Raw genomic sequence first — 20,176 nt, forward strand, 5'->3', positions numbered from 1 at the left:
GGCTCACAGGGGTGGTCATGATACCCTGAACCCCCTTGATTACCTGTAGTCCTGTATGTCTATCGTCCTGACCTCGGCCCAGAACCGATTCCTGCGCGGCATCGCGCATGACCTGAAAGCACTGCTGCAAATCGGTGGCAAAGGGGTCACCCCGGCCTTTTTGGCCGAGCTGGACGAGGTGCTGGAGCGCCACGAGCTGGTCAAGGTCAAAGTGGCTGCAGAAGACCGCGAAGCGCGCGACGCGCTGATCGATGAAATGGTCCAGGCCAGCGCTTCGGCACTGGTGCAGCGCATCGGCCACGTCGCCGTGCTCTACCGCCCGGCCAAGGAAAAGCGCCAGATCGTTCTGCCGCGCGGCTGATCGCCGAGGAAGCAAGATGCAGCTCAGTCGCGAACTACCCGATTACATCTATTCCCTGCGCCAGGCCGATGGCCACCAGGCGAAGGTGAACGACCGCGTGCTGGGCCGCAGCTTCATCCTGTCGCCGAACACCCTGATTGAAGACTGGCCGGTGACCTCGGTCGCCGAGCTGAGCGCCGAGCATCTGGCACCGGCCCTGGAACAGAATCCGGCCCTGGTCATCCTCGGCACGGGTGAAAGGCAGATCTTCCCGCCTGCGGCAGTGATGGCCGCCTGCCTGACCCGCGGCATCGGCATCGAGGTGATGAACAATGCCTCCGCCGCGCGCACCTTCAACGTGCTGGCCGGCGAGAACCGCCGCGTGGTGATGGCCATCATTCTGGAAAGCGCCTCGTAAAGCGGCAGCAGTACCGGCAACAGGTTCTGTAGGAGCGGCGTAAGCCGCGAAACACCTGAGCAACCAGGCGGCAGACATGTAGGTAATCCAGCGATACCAGCTTCGCGGCTTACGCCGCTCCTACAAGCCGTTTCCTGCGGATGCTGATGTGTCGCGGGCTTTGCCCTTGCCGAGCATGGCTCGGCACTACCCAGCCGCAGGCTGCCGGCTTTACCCCGGCAGCGCATGCTTAACTGCAACACATTCTGTAGGAGCGGCGTAAGCCGCGAAGCACCTGAGCAAGCAGGCGGCAGACACATGGCAATCCAGCGATGCCGGCTTCGCGGCTTACGCCGCTCCTACAAGCCGTTTCCTGCAGGTGCTGGCATATCGCTGGCCCCGCCCTTGCCGAGCATGGCTCGGCACTACACAGCTGCGGGCTGCCGGGTTTGCCCCGGCAGCGCCTGCTTACCTGTTCGGCAGGTAGATCAACGGATCAACCGGCTTGCCGTTGTAGCGGATCTCGAAATGCAGCATGTCGCGCGAGGTGCCGGTGCGGCCCATCTCGGCGATCTGGTCGCCGGCCTTCACGCTCTGGCCTTCGTTGACCAGCCGCTTGCGGTTATGCCCGTAGGCCGACAGCCATTGGTCGTTGTGCTTGATGATGATCAGCTCGCCGTAGCCGACCAGGCCGGCGCCGGAATACACCACCACACCCGGACCGGCGGCACGCACGGCCTGGCCGCTGCTGCCGGCGATATCCACGCCCTGCTTGGTGGCCTCACCGGCCACGAAACGGCCCACCAACGCGCCCTCGGCCGGCCAACGCCAGGCGATACCGCTGTTGACCGGGGTAGCCGTCGCTGCCGGCGGCGTTGCCGGGCGGGTCGTGGTCGTCGTTGAACCACCTGTCGCCGGCCGACTGGCCGTGGCGCCGCCCGGATACAGCCGCAGCGCCTGCCCCGGATAGATCGTGTAGGGCTCGGACAGGCCATTCCACGCGGCAAGGTCACGCGGGGTGATGTTATTGATCCGGGCGATACCGAACAGCGTATCGCCGCGACGGACAACCGCGGTCTGGCCAGGCTTGGCCACCGAGGTCCGCGGCGTGGTCGAGGTGGACGAGCCGGAGCCGCCGCCCGAGGGTTTGACTACCGTGGCGGTGCCGCAGGCGGCCAACGAGACCACCGCCAGCACGGCCAGTGCCCTGCCCAATCCCTTGCCCAACATCAATGCATTCATGCGAATTTAGCCCTCCAGACCAACCACGCCACCAGGCCCACCACCAATGCGGTGGCGATCCAGCCCAACGGCTCAATCCAGCGTCGTAACCGCTCGGCCGCCTTTGCGCCGCCGAAGCGGATCACCGCCGCCAACAAATAAACCCGCTTGCCACGCCCCACCAGCATGCTCAGCACATATTGCGGGAGCGGCACGCCGACGATACCCGAGGCCCATGTGAAGACCTTCATCGGAATGGGCATGAAGCCGCCCAGCACCAGGAAGGTAAACACCGCCCACGGCGACTCCACCATCTTCGCCTGCAGGGTGGCGATGCCGCCTTCAATAGCCGGCAACATGCCCAGCGCCTCGAATACCGGCTTCAAGGCCTCGAAGGCGTAATGGCCCAGCGCATAGCCCACCATCGCGCCGGCCATCGAACCAGCCAGGCTCAGCGTTGCAAAACGCCAGCCCTTGCGCGGCTGCGCCACGCACATCGGCATCAACATCACTTCGGGCATCACCGGGAAGATGATGGCCTCGATGAAACTGAGCACGGTCAAATAGGTTGGCGCGCGCTCGTTGGCGGCCCAGACCATGGCACGGTCGTATAACGGCCCAAAAATCTTCATTCAGTGAGTAGTCCTGTCTCAGTCCAGCATGCCGGGCAACAGTGGCACGAAACTCACCGGTGCCAGCTCTTCCTGGGCAATGGTGCCATCGGCGAGCCGGGTCAGTTGCAACAGCACCTGTCCGCCGGGCCCACCGACCGGCGCAACCAGCCGGCCGCCCACGGCCAACTGGTCGATCAAGGCATCAACCAGCGCTGGCGCCGCGGCAGTCACCACGATGGCGTCATAGGGGCCATGCTCGGCCCAGCCAACACGGCCATCGTCATGCTTGGTGCGGATATTCATGCCCAGGTGGCGGAAGCGCTTGCGCGCCTGCCGCAGCAGGTCGCCGATGCGCTCGACGGTGAACACTTCCAGCCCCAGCGCACCGAGGATGGCCGCCTGGTAACCCGAGCCGGTGCCCACTTCCAGTACTTTCTTCGGCGCAACCGCGAGCACCACTTCCGTCATCCGCGCCACAACCCAGGGCTGGGAGATGGTCTGGCCATGGCCAATTGGCAATGCGGTGTCTTCATAGGCACGCGACGCCAGCGCCTCGTCGATGAACAGATGACGCGGCACCACACGCACGGCATTGAGCGTGGCCTCGTCGGCGATGCCTACTTCGCGCAGGCGGTCCACCAGGCGGTCACGGACCCGTTGCGAGGTCATGCCGATGCCCACGGCCTCCGGCTGCAGGCGCATTCGCGCCGTCATTCCGGCTTCCCCAGCGTGTCGGTCAGCCCGCCTACCCAGCTGGCGACCTTTTCCAAGGCCGAGTAGCGGGTAAGGTCCACCTGGATCGGGGTGATCGAGATATGACCGGTACGCACAGCATGGAAATCGGTGCCGGGGCCGGCGTCCTGCTCACTGCCGGCCGGGCCGATCCAGTACACGGTATTGCCGCGCGGATCGGTTGCCGGGATGCAGGCTTCGGCGCGGTGCCGGTTGCCCAGCCGGGTAACCTCGAAACCGCGGATTTCTTCCCACGGCAGGTCAGGCACATTGACGTTGAGAATGGTGTCGGCCGGCAGCGGATCGGCGATCAGCCGCGACACGATCTCCACCGCGGCGCGGGCAGCGGTGCGGAAATTCCTTGCTTCGTGCTTGTGCGTGACCAGCGACACTGCCACTGATGGCAGGCCGAGGAAGCGCCCTTCCATCGCTGCCGACACCGTGCCCGAATAGATCACATCGTCGCCCAGGTTGGCGGCGTTGTTGATCCCGGATACCACGATATCGGGCTCGTATTCGAGCATGCCGGTCAGCGCCAGATGCACGCAGTCGGTGGGTGTACCCGCAACCGAACAGGTGTAGTGGTCAATGCGGCGCAGACGCACCGGCTGATCCAGCGTGAGTGAGTTGGAGGCACCAGAACGGTCACGGTCCGGCGCCACCACGGTGACTTCATGTCCGGCGTTGCGAAGCTCCTCGGCCAACATCTTGATGCCCGGGGCGTCCACACCATCGTCATTTGATACAAGTACGCGCATTAAAGGCCTGGGTTACTGGATCAACACGCGGCGCTCCCACTCAGCGCCGCAATCGCCGGAACCCCCGGTTAGTACATCACCGGGACGGACCGACCTGAGCGGCCATGATACCGGAATGCACCCTGGCACTTTCCACCCCGCAGGGCTTGCCTGCGATCGCGCGCACGTTACGCTGTGCAAATGTCGTACCCAGATGATGAAGATGACGCCGCATTGTTCCGCTCGGCCATCGGCGAAGTGACGCCGATGCGCCCGGTGGAGCCCCCGCCTGTGGGCAAACCCAAGCCCAAGCCGCGCGCGCGCATGAAAGAATTGGATGAATCCGAGGCCCTGGGCGAATTTGCCCGCCTGCTGCGCTCCAGTACGCCGCTGGAGGCGGGTGACAACGCGAGCTATCGACGCGACAACCTGCCGCCGCGCATGTTCCAGCGGCTCAAGCGCGGCCAGTATTCAGTGCAGGACGAACTGGACCTGCACGGCGCCAGTGCCGCCCAGGCCGAGAACCTGCTGCGCCAGTTCCTGCTCGAAGCCCGCGCGCATGAACATGGCTGCGTGCGCATCATCCACGGCAAGGGCCTGCAGTCAGATGGCGGTGCGCCGGTGCTGAAGAATCTGGTCGACCGCATGCTGCGCCAACGCAATGATGTGCTGGCCTTCCATTCGGCGCCGCCCACCCAGGGCGGCACCGGTGCGGTACTGGTACTGCTGGCCAACCGCTGAGTTGCGCGCGTGTGCTGCCACCTGGCCAGCCCACCCATCACCGTAGCCCGGGTAAGCGCAGCGCACCCGGGGCTGTCCGCGCGACGTGTTAAAGCGACACTGGCTGCCAGCTTCCCGGGTGCGCTTGCGCTCACCCGGGCTACGGTTTGGTCAGGCGTCTATTCGGAGGCGTCTTCTGCGCTGGGCACTTCGGCTTGAGCTGACGGAGCGGTCTCTGTAGCCCGGGTAAGCGCAGCGCACCCGGGGCTGTCCGCGCGACGTGTTGAAGTGACACTGGCTGCCAGCTTCCCGGGTGCGCTTGCGCTTACCCGGGCTACGGCTTGGTCAAGCGCTTATTCGGCGGCGTCTTCTGCGCTGGGCGCTTCGGTTTCAGCCCGCGCAACGCCCGCAATTTCATTGCGGCTTGCGTCGGTCACTTCGCCCAGTTCATGCAGCACCGCGGTGGCATAGCAGCCCGGCGGCAAGGCGAAGGACACTTCCAGCACGTCGTCCGCCAGCCACTGGTGCTGCATCAGCGACGGCTTCAGCCGCAGCGAGCGCCGCTCCTGCTTCAGTCCAGCCTGCTCCAACCCGGCGCGCAAGGCCATGGCCTGTTCGTCGGCCAGCGCCTGATCTTCGAGTGCGCGGGCAGCGCCGGTCGCGCGCAGTTCACCAACACCCCACAACGGCGCACTGGGATGAATATCAAAGCGCCCCAGCCGCTCAGCCAACACCTCGCTCATCGGTTCCGGGCCGAACACCGAACGACTGCCGTCCAGCATCCAGATCTCGCCGTCCAAGGCCGTGTCCCAGTTGCCCTGCTCCACGCGCGCGGCCAGCACGCGGTTGAACAAGGCCGATCGGGCAGCAGACAGCAGCATCGAGCGCTGATCCTTGCGCACCCGGCGGCCGGCAAACATCTGCAGCGCAGCCGGCACATTGCCGCCGTCGCGACCAAAGCGCTGCTCGCCGAACCAGTTCGGCAGGCCGCGTGCTGCAACAATCTGCAGCCGCTCTTCGATCGCCGCCTTGTCACCCTGCACGCCGCGCAGCACCAACTTGAAGCGGTTGCCCGCCAATGCGCCGCGCTGCAATTTGCGGTTGTGCCAGGTTGACGCCAGCACATGCAGTTCGTCCGATTCCAGCAGGGCCAGATCCGGCGCGACGCGCTTGGGCAGGTGCACACTGAAGCGCTGCGTGGTCACGGCATGGCGATCTTTCTGGCCGGCATAGCTGACGCCCATTTCCGGCACACCGGCCCATTGCGCCAACTGCTTGGCGATGGCCACGGTATTGGCATTGCGCTTGCGGATATCCAGCAGCAGGTGTTCACCCTCGCCGGTCGCTTCGAAAGCCGGAATTTCATCCACCTGGAAATCTTCCGGCACGCTGCGGATCGCCGCGGTCAGCAGCGGCTCGCCAAAGGCCAACGGCAGCGCGTTCATGCGGCTACCAACAAGGCCACAGCCTGCGCGGCTATGCCTTCTTCGCGGCCGGTGAAGCCCAGTTTTTCGCTGGTGGTGGCCTTGATGCTGACCCGGTCCAGGTCGATTTCCAGCAGCTGCGCCACCTTCTGACGCATCGCCAGCGCGTGCGGGCCCACCTTGGGCCGCTCGCAGATCACGGTGATATCGACATTGCCAACCTGCCAGCCGCGTTCGCGCAGCATTTCATTGCAGTGGCTGACAAAGCGGCTGCTGTCCGCGCCCTTCCAACGCGCATCGGACGGCGGGAAATGCACGCCAATATCACCCAGCGCCAGCGCGCCGAGCATGGCATCGCACAGCGCGTGCAAGGCCACATCGCCATCGCTATGGGCGAGCACGCCACGGCTGTGCGGCACGCGCACGCCGGCCAGCATAATGTGGTCGCCCTCACCGAAGGCATGCACGTCATAGCCCTGGCCAATACGGATGGGAGGGAAGGAAACAGAAGAGTTCATGGCAATACTTCTTGGCAGAGCCGACGCCAACGCGCCGGCAAGGGATCAGCTGCCGCGCCGCGACAGCTCGAATTCGAAACGGGCCAGATCGGCCGGTGTGGTGACTTTGAAATTGCTTTCGGCGCCTTCGACCAGCAGCGGGCGCACGCCCTGGCGCTCCATTGCCATCGCCTCGTCGGTGACATCAACACCGGCTGCAGCGGCCTCCTGCAAGGCGCGGGTCAGCTGATGGCGGCGGAACAACTGCGGGGTCAATGCGCGCCACAGCCGTTCACGCGGCTCGGTGCGGTCAATGCCACCGTCATCGCCTGCGCGCTTGAGCGTATCGCGTACCGGCGCGGCAAGAATGCCGCCGACCGGATCGGCACGCCCCACTTCCAGCAGGCGGCTCAAGTCAGCCGCGGCCAGATTCGGCCGCGCCGCATCATGGACCAGCACGAAATCATCGGCACGCACGCTGTCCGGCAGAGCCTGCAAGCCGGCCAATACCGACGCTGCGCGGGTCTCTCCTCCCACGCAGGTCAGCACCGGCTTGTCGGCAAACGAGGTCCAGCCCGGCCAATCGGCATCATTGTCAGCAATGGCCACCATCACCCCGGCAACGCCGGGATGGGCAAGCAGGCATTGCAGGGCATGTGCCAGCAGCGGCTCGCCGTCGGCCAACAGGTATTGCTTGGGCACCGGGCCGCCGAAACGCGCACCGCGCCCGGCCGCGGGGACCACCGCCCAGGTCTGTACGATCACGGCACATTCTCCGGCGGCGACTGCTGGTCGCCCTGCCCGGCCGGCGTGTTCGCGGCGGGCACAGGCACCACAGGGGCGGCTACCGGAGCATTCTCGACCACCCGGTAGAACTTTTCACCCGGCTTGATCATGCCCAGTTCGCTGCGCGCACGCTCTTCGATGGCTGCCTCGCCATCCTTGAGATCCTGGACTTCAGCGGCCAGGGAATCATTGCGCTGCTGCAGACCGTCGTTGTCACGCTTCTGGTTGGCCACCTGCGCCTCGAGCATCATCACTTCGCCCGAGTTGCCCTGGCCAAACCAGAAGCGGTACTGCAGCAACGCCAGCAGTACCGCCAGCACCAGCAGCAGCCAGCGCCAATTACGCATGACGATCAGCGCTTGAGCGAGACAAACGCATCACGGCCGGCATAGCGTGCACCGCTGCCGAGGGCTTCCTCGATGCGCAGCAGCTGGTTGTACTTGGCCACGCGATCGCTGCGGCACAGCGAGCCGGTCTTGATCTGGGTGGCAGTGGTGGCCACGGCGATGTCGGCGATGGTGGTGTCTTCGGTTTCGCCCGAACGGTGCGAGACCACGGCCGCGTAACCGGCCTTGTCGGCCATGGCAATGGCTTCCAGAGTCTCGGTCAGGGTGCCGATCTGGTTGACCTTGATCAGGATGGCGTTGGCGGTGCCCGACTCGATGCCTTCGGCGAAGATCTTCGGGTTGGTGACGAACAGATCGTCGCCGACCAGCTGCACCTTGTTGCCGATGCGCTGGGTGAGCAGCTTCCAACCGGCCCAGTCATTTTCGGCCAGGCCGTCCTCGATGCTGATGATCGGGTACTGCGCGGCCCAGTCGGCCAGGAAGTCGACGAACTGGTCGGAGGTCAGGCGCTTGTTTTCGCCGACCAGGTTGTACTTGCCGTTCTCGTAGAACTCGCTTGAAGCCACATCCAGACCCAGCAGGACATCTTCACCGGCGTTGTAACCGGCCTTGCCGATGGCTTCCAGAATGGTGTCCAGTGCCTCGACGTTACTGCGGAAGTCCGGTGCGAAGCCGCCTTCGTCGCCCACCGCCGTGCTCAGGCCGTGGCTCTTCAACACCGACTTGAGGGCGTGGAAGATTTCGGTGCCCGCGCGCAGCGACTCGCTGAACGAGCTGAAGCCGACCGGCAGGACCATGAATTCCTGGAAATCGACGTTGTTGTCGGCATGCGCGCCGCCGTTGATGATGTTCATCATCGGCACCGGCAGCGACGGCGCAGCGCCGGTCTTGGCGGCCAGGTACTGCCACAGCGCCTGCTTCTTCGAAGCGGCGACCGCGTGGGCAGCAGCCATCGAGACCCCGAGCAGCGCATTGGCACCCAGGCGGCCCTTGTTCTCGGTACCGTCCAGATCGATCAGGCGACGGTCCAGGCCCTCCTGGTCTTCGGCATTGAAGCCGGCCAGCGCGGTGGCGATGGCGCCGTTGACGTTGTTCACGGCGTTGCGCACGCCCTTGCCCATGTAACGGGTCTTGTCACCATCGCGCAGCTCCACAGCCTCCTTGGTACCGGTCGAAGCACCGGACGGCACGGCGGCACGGCCGAACGAGCCGTCGGTCAGGGTGACTTCGGCTTCCAGCGTGGGGTTGCCACGGCTGTCGAGGATTTCACGGGCGTGGATCTTGGCGATGTTGGTCATGTCTGGGGGCTAGGCTCGTTTGGGTGAGTCTGTTATCGACGGGAAACGCAAAATACCGGCGGGCAGTTTAAACGAAGCGCAGCCCGGCGCGGCCGTTGCTTTCGCTTGAAAGCGGCCCGGAGCGCCGAAACGCACAAGGCCCGCACGGAGCGGGCCTTGTTTGAGGTGGACGCCTTGCCCTTCTCCCTGCGGGAGAAGGTGCCCGAAGGGCGGATGAGGGTAAGGAGAGCGAAGCTCGCCTCAATTCACACGCTACGGGTAACGCCTGCCGAGCATGGCTCGGCACTACAGTGCCATTTTCCCCGGTAGAGCCTCTGCCGAGCATGGCTCGGCACTACATGACCATTTCTGCTGGGAAAGCCCCTGCCGAGCATGGCTCGGCACTACCTATTACGCGCGGGCTTCCTGCAGCAGCTTGCCGCCGGCCTTCTTCTCGCGTGCGGCGCGGATGAAGCCGATGAACAGCGGGTGGCCGCCACGCGGGGTGGACAGGAACTCCGGGTGCGCCTGGCAGGCCAGGAACCAGGGGTGCTGGTCACGCGGCAGTTCAACCACTTCCACCAGGGTGTCGTCCATCGACTTGCCGGCGATGACCAACCCGGCGTCTTCCAGCTGGGTGCGGTAGCGGTTGTTGAACTCGTAGCGATGACGGTGACGCTCGGCCACCACGTCCTTGCCGTACAGCTCGCGCGCCAGGGTGCCCGGCTTCAGGCGCTGCTCCTGCAGGCCCAGGCGCATGGTGCCGCCCAGGTCGGACTTCTCGTCACGCTTCTCGACCTCACCGGTGGCGGTACGCCATTCAGTGATCAGGCCGATCACCGGGTTCGGCGACTGGCGGTCGTTCTCGGTGCTGTTGGCGCCTTCCAGCCCGGCCACATGGCGGGCGAAATCGACCACCGCCGCCTGCATGCCGTAGCAGATGCCGAAGTACGGCACCTTCTGCTCGCGGGCGTACTGCGAGGTCAGCACCTTGCCTTCGAAACCACGGTCACCGAAGCCGCCCGGCACCAGGATGCCGTCCACGCCGTCCAGCGCAGCCAGGCCGGATTCCTCCAGCTCCTGCGCTTCCAGCCACTTCAGGTTGACCTTGGTGCGCTGGCGCAGACCGCCGTGCTTGAGCGCCTCGCCCACCGACTTGTAGGCGTCCTGATGGTCGACGTACTTGCCGACCACAGCGATGGTCACTTCGTCCAGCGGGTGCAGCGCTGCATCCAGCACGGCTTCCCATTCGGACAGATCGGCCGGACCGGCCTTGTCGCCCAGCTTGAGCTGGTTGACCACGATCTCGTCCAGGCCCTGCTCATGCAGGCCCATCGGCACGCGGTACAGCACCTCAACGTCCGGCACGCTGATCACGGCGCGCTCGGAAACATTGGTGAACAGCGAAATCTTGCGGCGCTCCGAATCCGGAATGGCCTGCTCGGAACGGCATAGCAGCACGTCCGGCTGGATGCCGATCGAGCGCAGTTCCTTGACCGAGTGCTGGGTCGGCTTGGTCTTCAGCTCACCGGCGGCGGCGATGTACGGCACCAGGGTGAGGTGCATGAACAGCGCCTTCTCCGGGCCACGCTCGGTGCGCACCTGGCGGATCGCCTCCAGGAACGGCAGCGACTCGATATCGCCGACGGTGCCGCCGATTTCCACCAGCGCCACGTCGAAACCTTCGGTGGCCTCGTCGATGCAGCGGCGGATTTCGTCGGTGATATGCGGGATGACCTGCACGGTGGCGCCCAGGTAATCACCACGGCGCTCCTTGCGGATCACGTTTTCGTAGATACGCCCGGTGGTCACCGAATTCTTGCGGCTCAGACGGTTATGAATGAAACGCTCGTAATGGCCCAGGTCCAGATCGGTCTCGGCACCGTCGTCGGTGACATAGACCTCGCCATGCTGGAAGGGGCTCATCGTGCCTGGATCGACGTTGATGTACGGATCCAGCTTCATCATGGTGACCTTCAGGCCACGCGCCTCGAGAATCGAGGCCAGGGACGCGGCTGCAATGCCCTTGCCTAGCGAGGACACCACACCACCGGTAACAAAAATAAGGGGGGTCACGGCTCACTGCCTCCCGGAAAGCCCTAGTTTAAAGGTTGCCGCCAAAACACCCAAGCACTGGATGCGGCGGAATCAAAAAAAAGACGCCCCGACCTGCGCCGGGGCGTCCTTGAAACTTGAAGAAAGCGCGTCAGCGACGGCGACGGGCTTCCTCTTCCTCTTCTTCACGCGGCGCCGGCTGGTCAGCCTTGGCCTTGTCCTCGGCAGCCGCCGCCGCACGGCGCTTGGCCTTCTGCTCGGCCTCGCTCTGCGCCTTGTCGACCGGTGCGGCCTGCGCCGTCTCGGCCGCCTTGCCCTTGTCAGCGCTCTGCGCCATCACGAAGGGGATGGCAGCCACCGCTGCAACAGCAACACCCAAAGCCAGCAATTTTGTCGTTTTCATCCAAAATCTCCTTGCTTGCCCCGCCAGGAATAGCGGGCCTGTTTAGGATCCAAGCATAGGATACCGCGCCGCAGCTGCCCCTGCCCTGAATGCCCCGCGTGCAAAAATCGCCGCCAGACCGCAAACTCGCACGTCGATTTGCGCCCTACCGAGATCCATGAACGCCCGTTACAACGCCGCTGACATCGAAGTCCTCTCCGGCCTGGACCCGGTCAAACGCCGTCCTGGCATGTACACCGACACTGCCCGCCCGAACCATCTGGCGCAGGAAGTGATCGACAACTCGGTCGATGAGGCCCTGGCCGGCCACGCCAAAACCGTGGAGGTCACCCTGTTCAAGGATGGCAGCTGCGAGGTCAGCGATGACGGCCGCGGCATGCCGGTGGACATCCACCCGGAAGAAAAGATCCCGGGCGTCGAACTGATCCTGACCCGGCTGCACGCCGGCGGCAAGTTCAACAACCGCAACTACACCTTCTCCGGCGGCCTGCACGGCGTTGGCGTGTCGGTGGTCAACGCCCTGTCCACGCTGGTGGAGATCCATATCCGTCGCGACGGCAGCGAGCACCGCATCACCTTCCGCGATGGCGACCGCGCCACCCCGCTGGAAGTGGTCGGCAGCGTCGGCAAGAAGAACACCGGCACCCGCCTGCGTTTCTGGGCCGACCCCAAGTACTTCGATACGCCCAAGTTCAATGTGCGTGCGCTGCGCCACCTGCTGCGCGCCAAGGCCGTGCTGTGCCCCGGGCTGACCGTCAAGCTGACCGACGAAGCCACCGGTGAAGTCGATACCTGGTATTACGAAGACGGCCTGCGCGACTACCTGAAGGCCGAGCTGGGCGAGCGCGAAATGCTGCCCGCCGACCTGTTCTACGGTTCGCTGAAGAAGGAAACCGAGATCGTCGACTGGGCCGTGGCCTGGCTGCCGGAAGGCGAGCTGGTGCAGGAAAGCTACGTCAACCTGATCCCAACCGCCCAGCACGGCACCCACGCCAATGGCCTGCGTACCGGCCTGACCGAGGCGCTGCGCGAGTTCTGCGACTTCCGCAACCTGCTGCCGCGCGGCGTCAAGCTGGCCCCGGAAGATGTCTGGGACCGGGTTTCGTTCGTGCTGTCGCTGAAGATGACCGACCCGCAGTTCAGCGGCCAGACCAAGGAACGCCTGTCATCGCGCCAGGCCGCCGGTTTTGTCGAGGGCGCCGCCCACGACGCCTTCAGCCTGCTGCTGAACCAGAACGTGGAGCTGGGCGAGAAGATCGCGCAGATCGCCATCGAACGCGCCAGCGCGCGCCTGAAGACCGAAAAGCTGGTCACCCGCAAGAAGGTCACCCAGGGCCCGGCCCTGCCCGGCAAGCTGGCCGACTGCATCAGCCAGGACCTGTCGCGCACCGAGCTGTTCCTAGTCGAGGGTGACTCGGCAGGCGGCAGCGCCAAGCAGGCCCGCGACAAGGATTTCCAGGCCATCCTGCCGCTGCGCGGCAAGATCCTGAACACCTGGGAAGTCGCCTCCGGCAGCGTGCTGGCCTCCGAAGAAGTACACAACCTGGCCATCGCGATCGGCTGCGACCCGGGCAAGGACGATCTGTCCGGCCTGCGTTACGGCAAGGTGGTGATCCTGGCCGACGCCGACTCCGACGGCCTGCACATCGCCACCTTGCTGACCGCCCTGTTCCTGCGCCACTTCCCGTCGCTGGTGGATGCCGGCCACGTGTTCGTGGCAATGCCGCCGCTGTTCCGCGTCGATGTGGGCAAGCAGGTGTTCTATGCGTTGGACGAGGAAGAAAAGCGATCGATGCTGGACAAGATCGAGCGCGAAAAGATCCGTGGCCAGGTCAGCGTTACCCGCTTCAAGGGCCTGGGCGAGATGAACCCCTCGCAGCTGCGCGAATCCACCATCCACCCGGATACCCGCCGCTTGGTGCAGCTGACCGTGGACGACAGCGAGCAGACCTCGGCGCTGATGGACATGCTGCTGGCCAAGAAGCGTGCCCCGGACCGCAAGGGCTGGCTGGAAAGCAAGGGCGACCTGGCCTCGCTGGAAGCCTGATCGCAGGCATTGCCTTGCAGCGAAAGCCCGCCCTGACCGGCGGGCTTTTTGTTGCCGGCGCCCCGGCATTGCCTTTGTGGGAGCGGCGTAAGCCGCGAAGCTCGCACACCATCAGGTGGAAGCTGCCTGTTTGCCAGCACTGTCAGCTTCGCGGCTTACGCCGCTCCCACAAACAACAGCACGCCCCAACCAACAAAAAAACCCGCCATTTCTGGCGGGTTTTCCGTTTACAGGATGCGAACCGGATGACTCAGTTCCAACCGGCCATTTCGAACAGACGCAGGATCAGGTAAGCACAACCACCTGCCGCCGGGATCGTCAGGATCCAGGCCCACAGGATGCGCTCGATCACGCCCAGACGCAGCGACTTCGGGTTCTTGGCGAAGCCAACGCCCATGATCGCGGTCGAGATGCTGTGGGTGGTCGAGACCGGCATGCCGAAGTGCGCAGCCAGGGTCAGGATGGTGGCCGAGCTGGTTTCCGCGGCAAAGCCGTGGATCGGGTGCAGCTTGACCATCTTGTGACCCAGGGTCTTGATGATCTTCCAGCCGCCGGAGGCGGTGCCGGCGGCCATCACCACCGCACAGGTCAGCACGATCCACATGGCAATGCCGCCGCCGGTGTTGGCATCGGGATGCATGAAGGCCAGCCAGGACGGCAGGTCGTTCAATGCACCGGATGCCTCGGCGCCGATCAAGGTCATGGCGATGATGCCCATGGTCTTCTGCGCATCGTTATGACCATGGGCAAAACCCATGTACGCCGCCGACACGATCTGCGCCTTGCCGAAGAAGGCATTGACCCAACGCGGGCGGGCCAGACGACCCAATACGCCGCCGACACGCGACATGCCGGCAATGATCGCCCACAACAGGCACATCACCACGATACCGAGCAAGAAGCCGGCGATCGGCGAGGTGATCATCGGCACGAACACCTTCCACAACAGGCCCTTGTTCTGCGCCCAGTTGCCGACGTTCTGCGACCAGATCAGCGCATCCCAGTTGTTGTGCGCGGCGGCCAGGCCGGCACCGCACAGGCCACCGATCAGGGCGTGCGAGGACGAGGACGGCAGCCCCTTCCACCAGGTGATCAGGTTCCAGACGATCCCGCCCAGCAGCGCGCACAGAATCACCTGCGGGGTCACGGCGACCACGTCGGTGTTGAGCAGGCCATTGGCGATGGTCAGCGCGACGGCGGTGCCGGTCAGCGCGCCGATCAGGTTCATGCCCGCAGCGAGCATCACTGCCCAGCCAGGTGACAGAACCTTGGTTGCCACTACCGTGGCGATTGAGTTGGCGGTGTCGTGAAAGCCGTTGATGAACTCGAAGACGAGCGCGGCGAAAATCACCACCAGGACGAGGGTGAGCATTGAGCGTCCCCGTCAGCTGTTCTTGAGCACGATCTGGTAGGCCACCACACCGGCTTCGCGGCAACGGTCGATGGCCTTTTCCAGGATCTCGAAGAATTCCTTGAGCAGGAACATCTGCAGATTGTCCAAGCGACCGGAGTAGATGTCGCGGTACAGCTCCAACATCAGACGGTCAGCCTCGTTTTCCAGCGAACGCAGCTTTTCGTTGAGCGCGGTCATCCGATCCAGGTTCATGTGGCGCAGGTCGTTGACCATTTCCACCACCACGCCGGCAGCCTGCTCCAGCATCGCTGCGCGCGGGGCGAAGTCGATCTGGTCCAGATGCTGCACGGCCAGCGAATAACGGTCGGCAAACTTCTCGATCTGCTTGGGAATCTTGTACAGCGCCGAACCCAGCGCTTCGATGTCCTCGCGCTCGATCGGGGTCATGAAACTGTCAACCAGGGCCTGGCTGATCTTGTCCGAGGCGGCGCGCTCGCGCAGACGAGCGAGCTTGAACGCATCCAGCGCCGGCTGACGATCTGCCTCGCGCATCATGCTGTGCAGTGCCTTGGCACCGTCATAGGCGGCCTGCGCGGCCTCGTCGAGGTAGGTATAAAACTGCTTGCCGGAGCCAAAGATGGTCTGCAACGAAAACATGGGGAGCCTATTCGCCGTCGCGGGAGGGACGGCACCAGGGGCGAATTATGACGGCTAGATGGCATTCAGGGTATTCCCGGCGTCTTTTTTAAGCCTGAAATGTGAACAGCCGGCCGTACCCGTGGCCCGGTGGTTTGCTAATATCACCCAGCGCCCTCGCGGCGCACCCTATGGACGACGACCCTTATCCCCCGCCAAAGCGCCGGATCCCGCCTCTGAGCGGCCGCCGCCACCGCAAACGCCCGCCCTCCCTGTCACCAACCCGGGGAGAGACCCGTGTTTGAATTTTTCATCGTACTGGCCTTGATTCTGCTCAACGGCTTCTTTGCCATGTCCGAGATGTCGGTCATGACTTCCCGCAAGAGCCGCCTGAAACAGCTGGCCGGCTCGAGCAAGCGCGCCGCGCGCGCCCTGGCCCTGTCCGAGAAGCCCGAGAACTTCCTGTCCACGGTGCAGATCGGCATCACCCTGATCGGCATCCTGACCGGTGTCTACGGTGGTGACGCCATCGGTGGCGCCATCGCCCAGCAGCTGCAGGCCCTGTTCCCAGCCCTGTCCGCCAACTTCTCTTTGTTTGGCGCGGTGCAGCCCTGGTCGGACTTCCTCGGCAAGACCCTGGCCGTGGCCCTGATCACCTACCTGACGCTGATCTTCGGCGAACTGGTACCCAAGCGCGTCGCCCTGACCCGCTCGGAAGACATTGCCGGCATCGTCGCCGTGCCGATGAGCTGGCTTGCCCGTATTGCCGCCCCCGGCGTCTGGTTGCTGTCGCACTCCACCCGCCTGGTGCTGCGCCTGCTCGGCCTGGGCAAGACCGAATCGGCCTCGGTCAGTGAAGAAGAAATCCGCATGCTGGTGGCCGAAAGCCACGAGCAGGGCGTGATCGACAGCCACGAGCGCGACATGATGAACCGCGTCATGCGCCTGGGCGACCGCACCGCCGACAGCCTGATGACCCCGCGCAACCGCATCGCCTGGCTGGACACCAATGCCGACCCGGAAAAGAACCTGCAGGCAATGCGCGACCACGCCTTCTCGCGCTACCCGGTTTACCGCGGCAACGACCAGGACATCGCCGGCATTCTTGAGGTCAAGAGCCTGGTCACCCGCATCAGCGGCGGCAGCCACAACCTGTTCGAGAACCTGCGCGAGACCCTGTACGTCTCCGAATCCACCCATGCGATGAAGCTGCTGGAAATCTTCCGCGAGGAGCACCAGTCGATGGCGCTGGTGGTGGACGAATACGGCGAAATCCAGGGCCTGGTGACGATTTCCGACCTGATGGGCGCCGTCGTCGGCCGCCTGCAGGCCACCGAAAACACCGACGATGACGCCCTGGTCGTCACCCGCGAAGACGGCTCGTTGCTGGTTGACGGCTCGCTGCCGGTGGATGACCTGCAGGAGCTGATGAACGGCGCGGAATTGCCCGATGCCGAAGAAGGCGATTACTACACGCTGGCCGGCATGTGCATGCACTATTTCGGCCGCATTCCGCACGCCGGCGAATATTTCGACTGGGCCGGCTGGCGCATCGAGATCGTCGACCTGGACGGTGCCCGCATCGACAAACTGCTGCTGCGCAGGCTGCCGGAAGAAGACGCCGATGACATCACCGGTTGAGCCGGAAGGCGCCGCACCTGACGGCGCCACCACAGCGGCCGGCGGTTACCGCAACGAGGGCATCCGCACCCTGCTGGCGATGTTTGAGCGCGGCGACCCGGACGAACACCTGCCTCTGGGCAAGGTCCTGCAGGGACTGGAACAAAGCGCTTTCGGCGTCTTCCTGTTCATTGCCATCCTCCCCGCCTTCATCCCGATCCCGGGCATAGGCGGGGCGGTCAGCAGCCCACTGGTATTCCTGATCGGCATCCAGTTGCTGTTCGGCATGTCACGGCCCTGGCTGCCGGGCTTCATCGCCCGCCGCGGCCCCAAACGCAGCACCGTGCACCGGTTTCTCGGCAAGATCAGCCGCCCCCTGCAGCGGCTGGACCGCATGCTCAAGCCCCGCCTGCAGGCGCTGATCGTGCCGCTGCCGGCGCGCATGCTCACTGGCGTATTGCTATTGCTGGTCGGGCTGCTGCTGTCGCTACCGATTCCGTTCACCAACTATCTTTTCGGCTTCCAGCTGCTGTTGTTCGCGCTGGCACTGCTCGAACGCGATGGCGCGCTGATGCTGTTCAACTGGATAGCGGCAATCGCCGCCGGGCTGTTCTTCGGCTTCGGCTCCGGCCAGCTGATCAGCGAGAGCGTCGCCCTGTTCGAGCGCTGGATGAACTGACCGTAGTGCCGAGCCATGCTCGGCAAGGGGCCTTACCAGCAACACCCAATCCTCAAAATGCAGCGTAGTGCCGAGCCATGCTCGGCAGGGGCTTTACCGGCGACACATGAACACTGTGGGAGCAGCGTCAGCCGCGAAGCAGATGGTCGATCAGATTGCATCGCCACGGGTGATTTCAATGCCATCGGCTTCGCGGCTCACGCCGCTCCTACAAGGGGCTTTCCCGCGAAAAATCCCCCTCCCCAACCCTCCCCTTTGCCATGCGAAAGGGAGGGAGCAAAAGGCTTACGCCGCTCCGACGCGCTGCCAGGCCTGCATCGCCAGATCGAACGAACGCAAGCGCGCGGCGGGATCATGGATATTGGCGGCCAGCATCATTTCGTCCGGGCGATGCCGCTCGGCGAATGCCACCAATCCCTCGGCCACCTGTTCGACGTCACCGACGATGCTGCAGGCCAGCGCCCGCTCGACGCCCGCCTTCTCGTGCGGCGCCCAGAACGCCTCGATGTCATCCACCGGCGCCGGGATACGCCCCGGCGTGCCACGCCGCAGATTGACGAAGGCTTGCTGCTGGCTGGTGAACAAGCGCTTGGATTCAGCCTCCGAATCACTGGCCACCACGTTCAAGGCAAGAATCGCGTACGGCTGTTGCAGGCGCTCGGAAGGACGGAAATCGCGGCGATACAAGGCCAGCGCTTCATCCATCGCATCCGGGGCGAAGTGCGAGGCGAACGCAAACGGCAGCCCCATCTGCGCGGCCAGACGCGCACTGAACAGGCTTGAGCCCAACAGCCATACCGGCACCGGAATGCCGCCGCCGGGCACGGCCTGTACCGTCTGCCCCGGCTGCACGGGCGCGAAGTAATGCAGCAGCTCGGCAACATCCTGTGGGAACTGGTCGGCGCTGTCGAAGTAACGGCGCAATGCCCGCGCCGTCGGCTGGTCGGTACCTGGCGCACGGCCCAAGCCCAGATCGATGCGGTCCGGATAGAGCGAGGCCAGCGTGCCGAACTGCTCGGCCACCTGCAGCGGCGAATGATTGGGCAGCATCACCCCGCCCGAACCCACGCGGATGCGCGAGGTGCCCCCAGCCACATGCCCGATCAGCACCGACGTGGCGGCGCTGGCAATGCCAGGCATGTTGTGGTGCTCTGCCAGCCAATAACGGTGATAGCCCCAGCGGTCGGCATGCTGGGCCAGTTCCAGCATGTTGACGAAAGCCTGCTGCGGCGTGGAGCCCTCGCAGACCGGAGCCAGGTCAAGGATGGAAAGTGGGATCATTCTGCGGTCTCCATGGACGATGCAAAGGACATGGGGTTTGTCCTCGCATTCTCCATCCTGTCAGCGCGGTTTCCGCCGGGACACTGTTTTCCAGCGTCTGTTGCCGCCCCGGATCAGGCCTGGGCCTGGGCCTCGTCCTGGCGGTCCACCAGCGGCTGCAGCTGTGCGTCCAGCGCCACCCGCTCATCGAATACGAAGCAGCGGCCGTCATAGCCCTCGCCGCCTACTTCCTCGAAATAGCCCAGGATGCCGCCTTCCAGCTGCAGCACATTGTGCATGCCGTCGTTCTGCATCCACAGCGCGGCCTTTTCACAACGGATGCCGCCGGTACAGAAACTGACCACGGTCGCATCGGCCAGCGCCTCGCGGTGCGGCTCCAGCGCGGCCGGCAGGTCGGTGAACTTGGCAATCGGCAGGGTCAATGCGCCGGTGAAGGTACCGTGGGCAAATTCCTGCCAGTTGCGGGTGTCCAGCATCACCACGCGCTTGCCATCGTCATCGTGGCCCTGCCGCAACCAGCGCTGCACGGTGGCCGGGGCCACGCTGGGCGCGCGCGGGTAATCCAGCGGCTGGCCGTCGTCGCGGCGGAAACTGATGATCTCGGACTTGAACTTGGCCTTGAGCCGCGCAAACGGCTGCATCTGGCTGTGGCTGTACTTGATGCGCATGTCGGCGAAACGCGCGTCGGCCTTGAGCTGGCGGTAGAAATCCTCGATACCACCCTCGCTACCGGCCAGGAACAGATTGATACCTTCCTCGGCAATCAGGATGGTGCCACGCAGCTCCAGCGCCTTGGCGCGTTCATGCAGGGTGGCGGTCAACGCTTCGGCATCGGCGAGCGGAACGAAAAGATAGGCAGCGGTATTGACGATCATGGGCATAGTTTAAACGACGGCCCGCGCAGCGTTGTGCTGCAAAGGGACTAGCAACTGTAGGAGCTGTGGGAGCGGCGTAAGCCGCGAAGCTGGTAGCGCGTGAAAGGCCACAAAAGCTTACCCCTCCCCAGCCC

At 64.6% G+C, this 20,176-nt stretch carries 21 protein-coding genes; 6 read left to right on the forward strand and 15 right to left on the reverse strand.

All coding sequences use genetic code 11. From position 1 onward, the window contains the following. Positions 1-55 precede the first annotated feature (55 nt). Positions 56-361, forward strand: coding sequence for a ribosome assembly RNA-binding protein YhbY (gene yhbY, locus ABB27_RS08460; protein ID WP_057628262.1), 306 nt, complete (start codon positions 56-58; stop codon positions 359-361). Between the two features lie 16 nt (positions 362-377). Then, positions 378-758 carry an Mth938-like domain-containing protein gene (locus ABB27_RS08465; protein WP_057628263.1) on the forward strand — a complete coding sequence of 127 codons (381 nt, stop codon included), beginning with the start codon at positions 378-380 and terminating at the stop codon, positions 756-758. 447 nt (positions 759-1,205) lie between these two features. Here ABB27_RS08465 and ABB27_RS08470 read toward each other — a convergent pair whose 3' ends face one another. Genes ABB27_RS08470 through surE form a run of 4 tightly spaced genes read right to left on the reverse strand, consistent with a single transcriptional unit; the run spans position 1,206 to position 4,062 of the window. Further along, complete coding sequence (locus tag ABB27_RS08470) at positions 1,206-1,979, reverse strand: peptidoglycan DD-metalloendopeptidase family protein (protein WP_057628264.1); 774 nt, start codon at positions 1,977-1,979, stop codon at positions 1,206-1,208. Further along, entirely contained in the window at positions 1,976-2,590 is a 615-nt protein-coding gene (locus tag ABB27_RS08475; protein ID WP_057628265.1) for a YqaA family protein, read from the reverse strand. The genes ABB27_RS08470 and ABB27_RS08475 overlap by 4 nt, the downstream gene beginning before the upstream one ends. 18 nt (positions 2,591-2,608) lie before the next feature. After that, complete coding sequence (locus ABB27_RS08480) at positions 2,609-3,286, reverse strand: protein-L-isoaspartate(D-aspartate) O-methyltransferase (RefSeq protein WP_057628266.1); 678 nt, start codon at positions 3,284-3,286, stop codon at positions 2,609-2,611. Next, complete coding sequence (surE, locus tag ABB27_RS08485) at positions 3,283-4,062, reverse strand: 5'/3'-nucleotidase SurE (RefSeq protein WP_057628267.1); 780 nt, start codon at positions 4,060-4,062, stop codon at positions 3,283-3,285. Before surE ends, ABB27_RS08480 begins: the two co-directional genes overlap by 4 nt. Positions 4,063-4,242: 180 nt before the next feature. On the opposite strand from surE, the gene ABB27_RS08490 reads away from it, so the two are divergent. Further along, a complete protein-coding gene (locus tag ABB27_RS08490) occupies positions 4,243-4,782 on the forward strand; it encodes a Smr/MutS family protein (RefSeq protein ID WP_057628268.1) in 540 nt (179 codons plus the stop codon). A 332-nt stretch (positions 4,783-5,114) separates the two neighbouring features. Here the strand turns inward: ABB27_RS08490 and truD are convergent, their stop codons facing one another. From truD to ABB27_RS08525, 7 genes are all read right to left on the reverse strand, one after another. Then, entirely contained in the window at positions 5,115-6,206 is a 1,092-nt protein-coding gene (truD, locus tag ABB27_RS08495) for a tRNA pseudouridine(13) synthase TruD (RefSeq protein ID WP_057628269.1), read from the reverse strand. After that, positions 6,203-6,703: a 2-C-methyl-D-erythritol 2,4-cyclodiphosphate synthase gene (gene ispF / locus ABB27_RS20155; protein ID WP_057628270.1), complete on the reverse strand. Its 501-nt coding sequence runs from the start codon at positions 6,701-6,703 to the stop codon at positions 6,203-6,205. Before ispF ends, truD begins: the two co-directional genes overlap by 4 nt. A gap of 45 nt (positions 6,704-6,748) precedes the next feature. Then, positions 6,749-7,447, reverse strand: coding sequence for a 2-C-methyl-D-erythritol 4-phosphate cytidylyltransferase (gene ispD, locus ABB27_RS20160; RefSeq protein ID WP_057628271.1), 699 nt, complete (start codon positions 7,445-7,447; stop codon positions 6,749-6,751). Beyond that, positions 7,444-7,815, reverse strand: coding sequence for a cell division protein FtsB (gene ftsB, locus ABB27_RS08510; protein ID WP_057628272.1), 372 nt, complete (start codon positions 7,813-7,815; stop codon positions 7,444-7,446). The genes ispD and ftsB overlap by 4 nt, the downstream gene beginning before the upstream one ends. Before the next feature lie 5 nt (positions 7,816-7,820). Continuing rightward, positions 7,821-9,113 carry a phosphopyruvate hydratase gene (eno, locus tag ABB27_RS08515; protein WP_057628273.1) on the reverse strand — a complete coding sequence of 431 codons (1,293 nt, stop codon included), beginning with the start codon at positions 9,111-9,113 and terminating at the stop codon, positions 7,821-7,823. Positions 9,114-9,503: 390 nt separating this feature from the next. Continuing rightward, the gene (gene pyrG, locus ABB27_RS08520) at positions 9,504-11,168 is read right to left on the reverse strand and encodes a CTP synthase (protein ID WP_057628274.1); all 1,665 of its coding nucleotides are present in this window, start codon (positions 11,166-11,168) and stop codon (positions 9,504-9,506) included. 130 nt (positions 11,169-11,298) lie between these two features. After that, positions 11,299-11,550 carry a hypothetical protein gene (locus ABB27_RS08525; RefSeq protein WP_057628275.1) on the reverse strand — a complete coding sequence of 84 codons (252 nt, stop codon included), beginning with the start codon at positions 11,548-11,550 and terminating at the stop codon, positions 11,299-11,301. A gap of 157 nt (positions 11,551-11,707) precedes the next feature. On the opposite strand from ABB27_RS08525, the gene parE reads away from it, so the two are divergent. Next, positions 11,708-13,597 carry a DNA topoisomerase IV subunit B gene (gene parE, locus ABB27_RS08530; protein WP_057628276.1) on the forward strand — a complete coding sequence of 630 codons (1,890 nt, stop codon included), beginning with the start codon at positions 11,708-11,710 and terminating at the stop codon, positions 13,595-13,597. 250 nt (positions 13,598-13,847) lie between these two features. Here parE and ABB27_RS08535 read toward each other — a convergent pair whose 3' ends face one another. Together ABB27_RS08535 and ABB27_RS08540 are read right to left on the reverse strand one after the other, a co-directional pair. Continuing rightward, positions 13,848-14,969 carry an inorganic phosphate transporter gene (locus ABB27_RS08535; protein ID WP_057628277.1) on the reverse strand — a complete coding sequence of 374 codons (1,122 nt, stop codon included), beginning with the start codon at positions 14,967-14,969 and terminating at the stop codon, positions 13,848-13,850. A 12-nt stretch (positions 14,970-14,981) separates the two neighbouring features. Beyond that, positions 14,982-15,608, reverse strand: coding sequence for a DUF47 domain-containing protein (locus ABB27_RS08540; protein ID WP_057628278.1), 627 nt, complete (start codon positions 15,606-15,608; stop codon positions 14,982-14,984). A 276-nt stretch (positions 15,609-15,884) separates the two neighbouring features. Here ABB27_RS08540 and ABB27_RS08545 point away from each other — a divergent pair, with 276 nt between their 5' ends. Together ABB27_RS08545 and ABB27_RS08550 are read left to right on the forward strand one after the other, a co-directional pair. Next, positions 15,885-17,228, forward strand: a complete 1,344-nt coding sequence (locus tag ABB27_RS08545; protein ID WP_057628279.1) for a hemolysin family protein — start codon at positions 15,885-15,887, stop codon at positions 17,226-17,228. After that, a complete protein-coding gene (locus tag ABB27_RS08550) occupies positions 17,212-17,886 on the forward strand; it encodes an exopolysaccharide biosynthesis protein (RefSeq protein ID WP_057628280.1) in 675 nt (224 codons plus the stop codon). Before ABB27_RS08545 ends, ABB27_RS08550 begins: the two co-directional genes overlap by 17 nt. 285 nt (positions 17,887-18,171) lie before the next feature. On the opposite strand, the gene ABB27_RS08555 is transcribed toward ABB27_RS08550, so the two are convergent. Then, on the reverse strand, positions 18,172-19,167 hold the full coding sequence (locus ABB27_RS08555) for an LLM class flavin-dependent oxidoreductase (RefSeq protein WP_057628281.1): 996 nt from the start codon (positions 19,165-19,167) through the stop codon (positions 18,172-18,174). 113 nt (positions 19,168-19,280) lie between these two features. Beyond that, positions 19,281-20,042: a sulfurtransferase gene (locus ABB27_RS08560; RefSeq protein WP_057628284.1), complete on the reverse strand. Its 762-nt coding sequence runs from the start codon at positions 20,040-20,042 to the stop codon at positions 19,281-19,283. Positions 20,043-20,176: the final 134 nt, after the last annotated feature.

Origin of the sequence: Stenotrophomonas terrae, assembly GCF_001431465.1 — a bacterium.
GTDB classification, from domain to species: Bacteria; Pseudomonadota; Gammaproteobacteria; order Xanthomonadales; family Xanthomonadaceae; genus Stenotrophomonas; species Stenotrophomonas terrae.

Coding starts and splice junctions, on each gene's coding strand:
- truD (WP_057628269.1), bottom strand. CDS start 6,206: ATGAACGCGCTGCCGTTGGCCTTTGGCGAGCCGCTGCTGACCGCGGCG.
- ABB27_RS08475 (WP_057628265.1), bottom strand. CDS start 2,590: ATGAAGATTTTTGGGCCGTTATACGACCGTGCCATGGTCTGGGCCGCC.
- ABB27_RS08555 (WP_057628281.1), bottom strand. CDS start 19,167: ATGATCCCACTTTCCATCCTTGACCTGGCTCCGGTCTGCGAGGGCTCC.
- eno (WP_057628273.1), bottom strand. CDS start 9,113: ATGACCAACATCGCCAAGATCCACGCCCGTGAAATCCTCGACAGCCGT.
- surE (WP_057628267.1), bottom strand. CDS start 4,062: ATGCGCGTACTTGTATCAAATGACGATGGTGTGGACGCCCCGGGCATC.
- ABB27_RS08480 (WP_057628266.1), bottom strand. CDS start 3,286: ATGACGGCGCGAATGCGCCTGCAGCCGGAGGCCGTGGGCATCGGCATG.
- ABB27_RS08535 (WP_057628277.1), bottom strand. CDS start 14,969: ATGCTCACCCTCGTCCTGGTGGTGATTTTCGCCGCGCTCGTCTTCGAG.
- ABB27_RS08470 (WP_057628264.1), bottom strand. CDS start 1,979: ATGAATGCATTGATGTTGGGCAAGGGATTGGGCAGGGCACTGGCCGTG.
- ftsB (WP_057628272.1), bottom strand. CDS start 7,815: ATGCGTAATTGGCGCTGGCTGCTGCTGGTGCTGGCGGTACTGCTGGCG.
- parE (WP_057628276.1), top strand. CDS start 11,708: ATGAACGCCCGTTACAACGCCGCTGACATCGAAGTCCTCTCCGGCCTG.
- ispF (WP_057628270.1), bottom strand. CDS start 6,703: ATGAACTCTTCTGTTTCCTTCCCTCCCATCCGTATTGGCCAGGGCTAT.
- ABB27_RS08560 (WP_057628284.1), bottom strand. CDS start 20,042: ATGATCGTCAATACCGCTGCCTATCTTTTCGTTCCGCTCGCCGATGCC.
- ABB27_RS08525 (WP_057628275.1), bottom strand. CDS start 11,550: ATGAAAACGACAAAATTGCTGGCTTTGGGTGTTGCTGTTGCAGCGGTG.
- ABB27_RS08490 (WP_057628268.1), top strand. CDS start 4,243: ATGTCGTACCCAGATGATGAAGATGACGCCGCATTGTTCCGCTCGGCC.
- ABB27_RS08465 (WP_057628263.1), top strand. CDS start 378: ATGCAGCTCAGTCGCGAACTACCCGATTACATCTATTCCCTGCGCCAG.
- ABB27_RS08540 (WP_057628278.1), bottom strand. CDS start 15,608: ATGTTTTCGTTGCAGACCATCTTTGGCTCCGGCAAGCAGTTTTATACC.
- ABB27_RS08550 (WP_057628280.1), top strand. CDS start 17,212: ATGACATCACCGGTTGAGCCGGAAGGCGCCGCACCTGACGGCGCCACC.
- yhbY (WP_057628262.1), top strand. CDS start 56: ATGTCTATCGTCCTGACCTCGGCCCAGAACCGATTCCTGCGCGGCATC.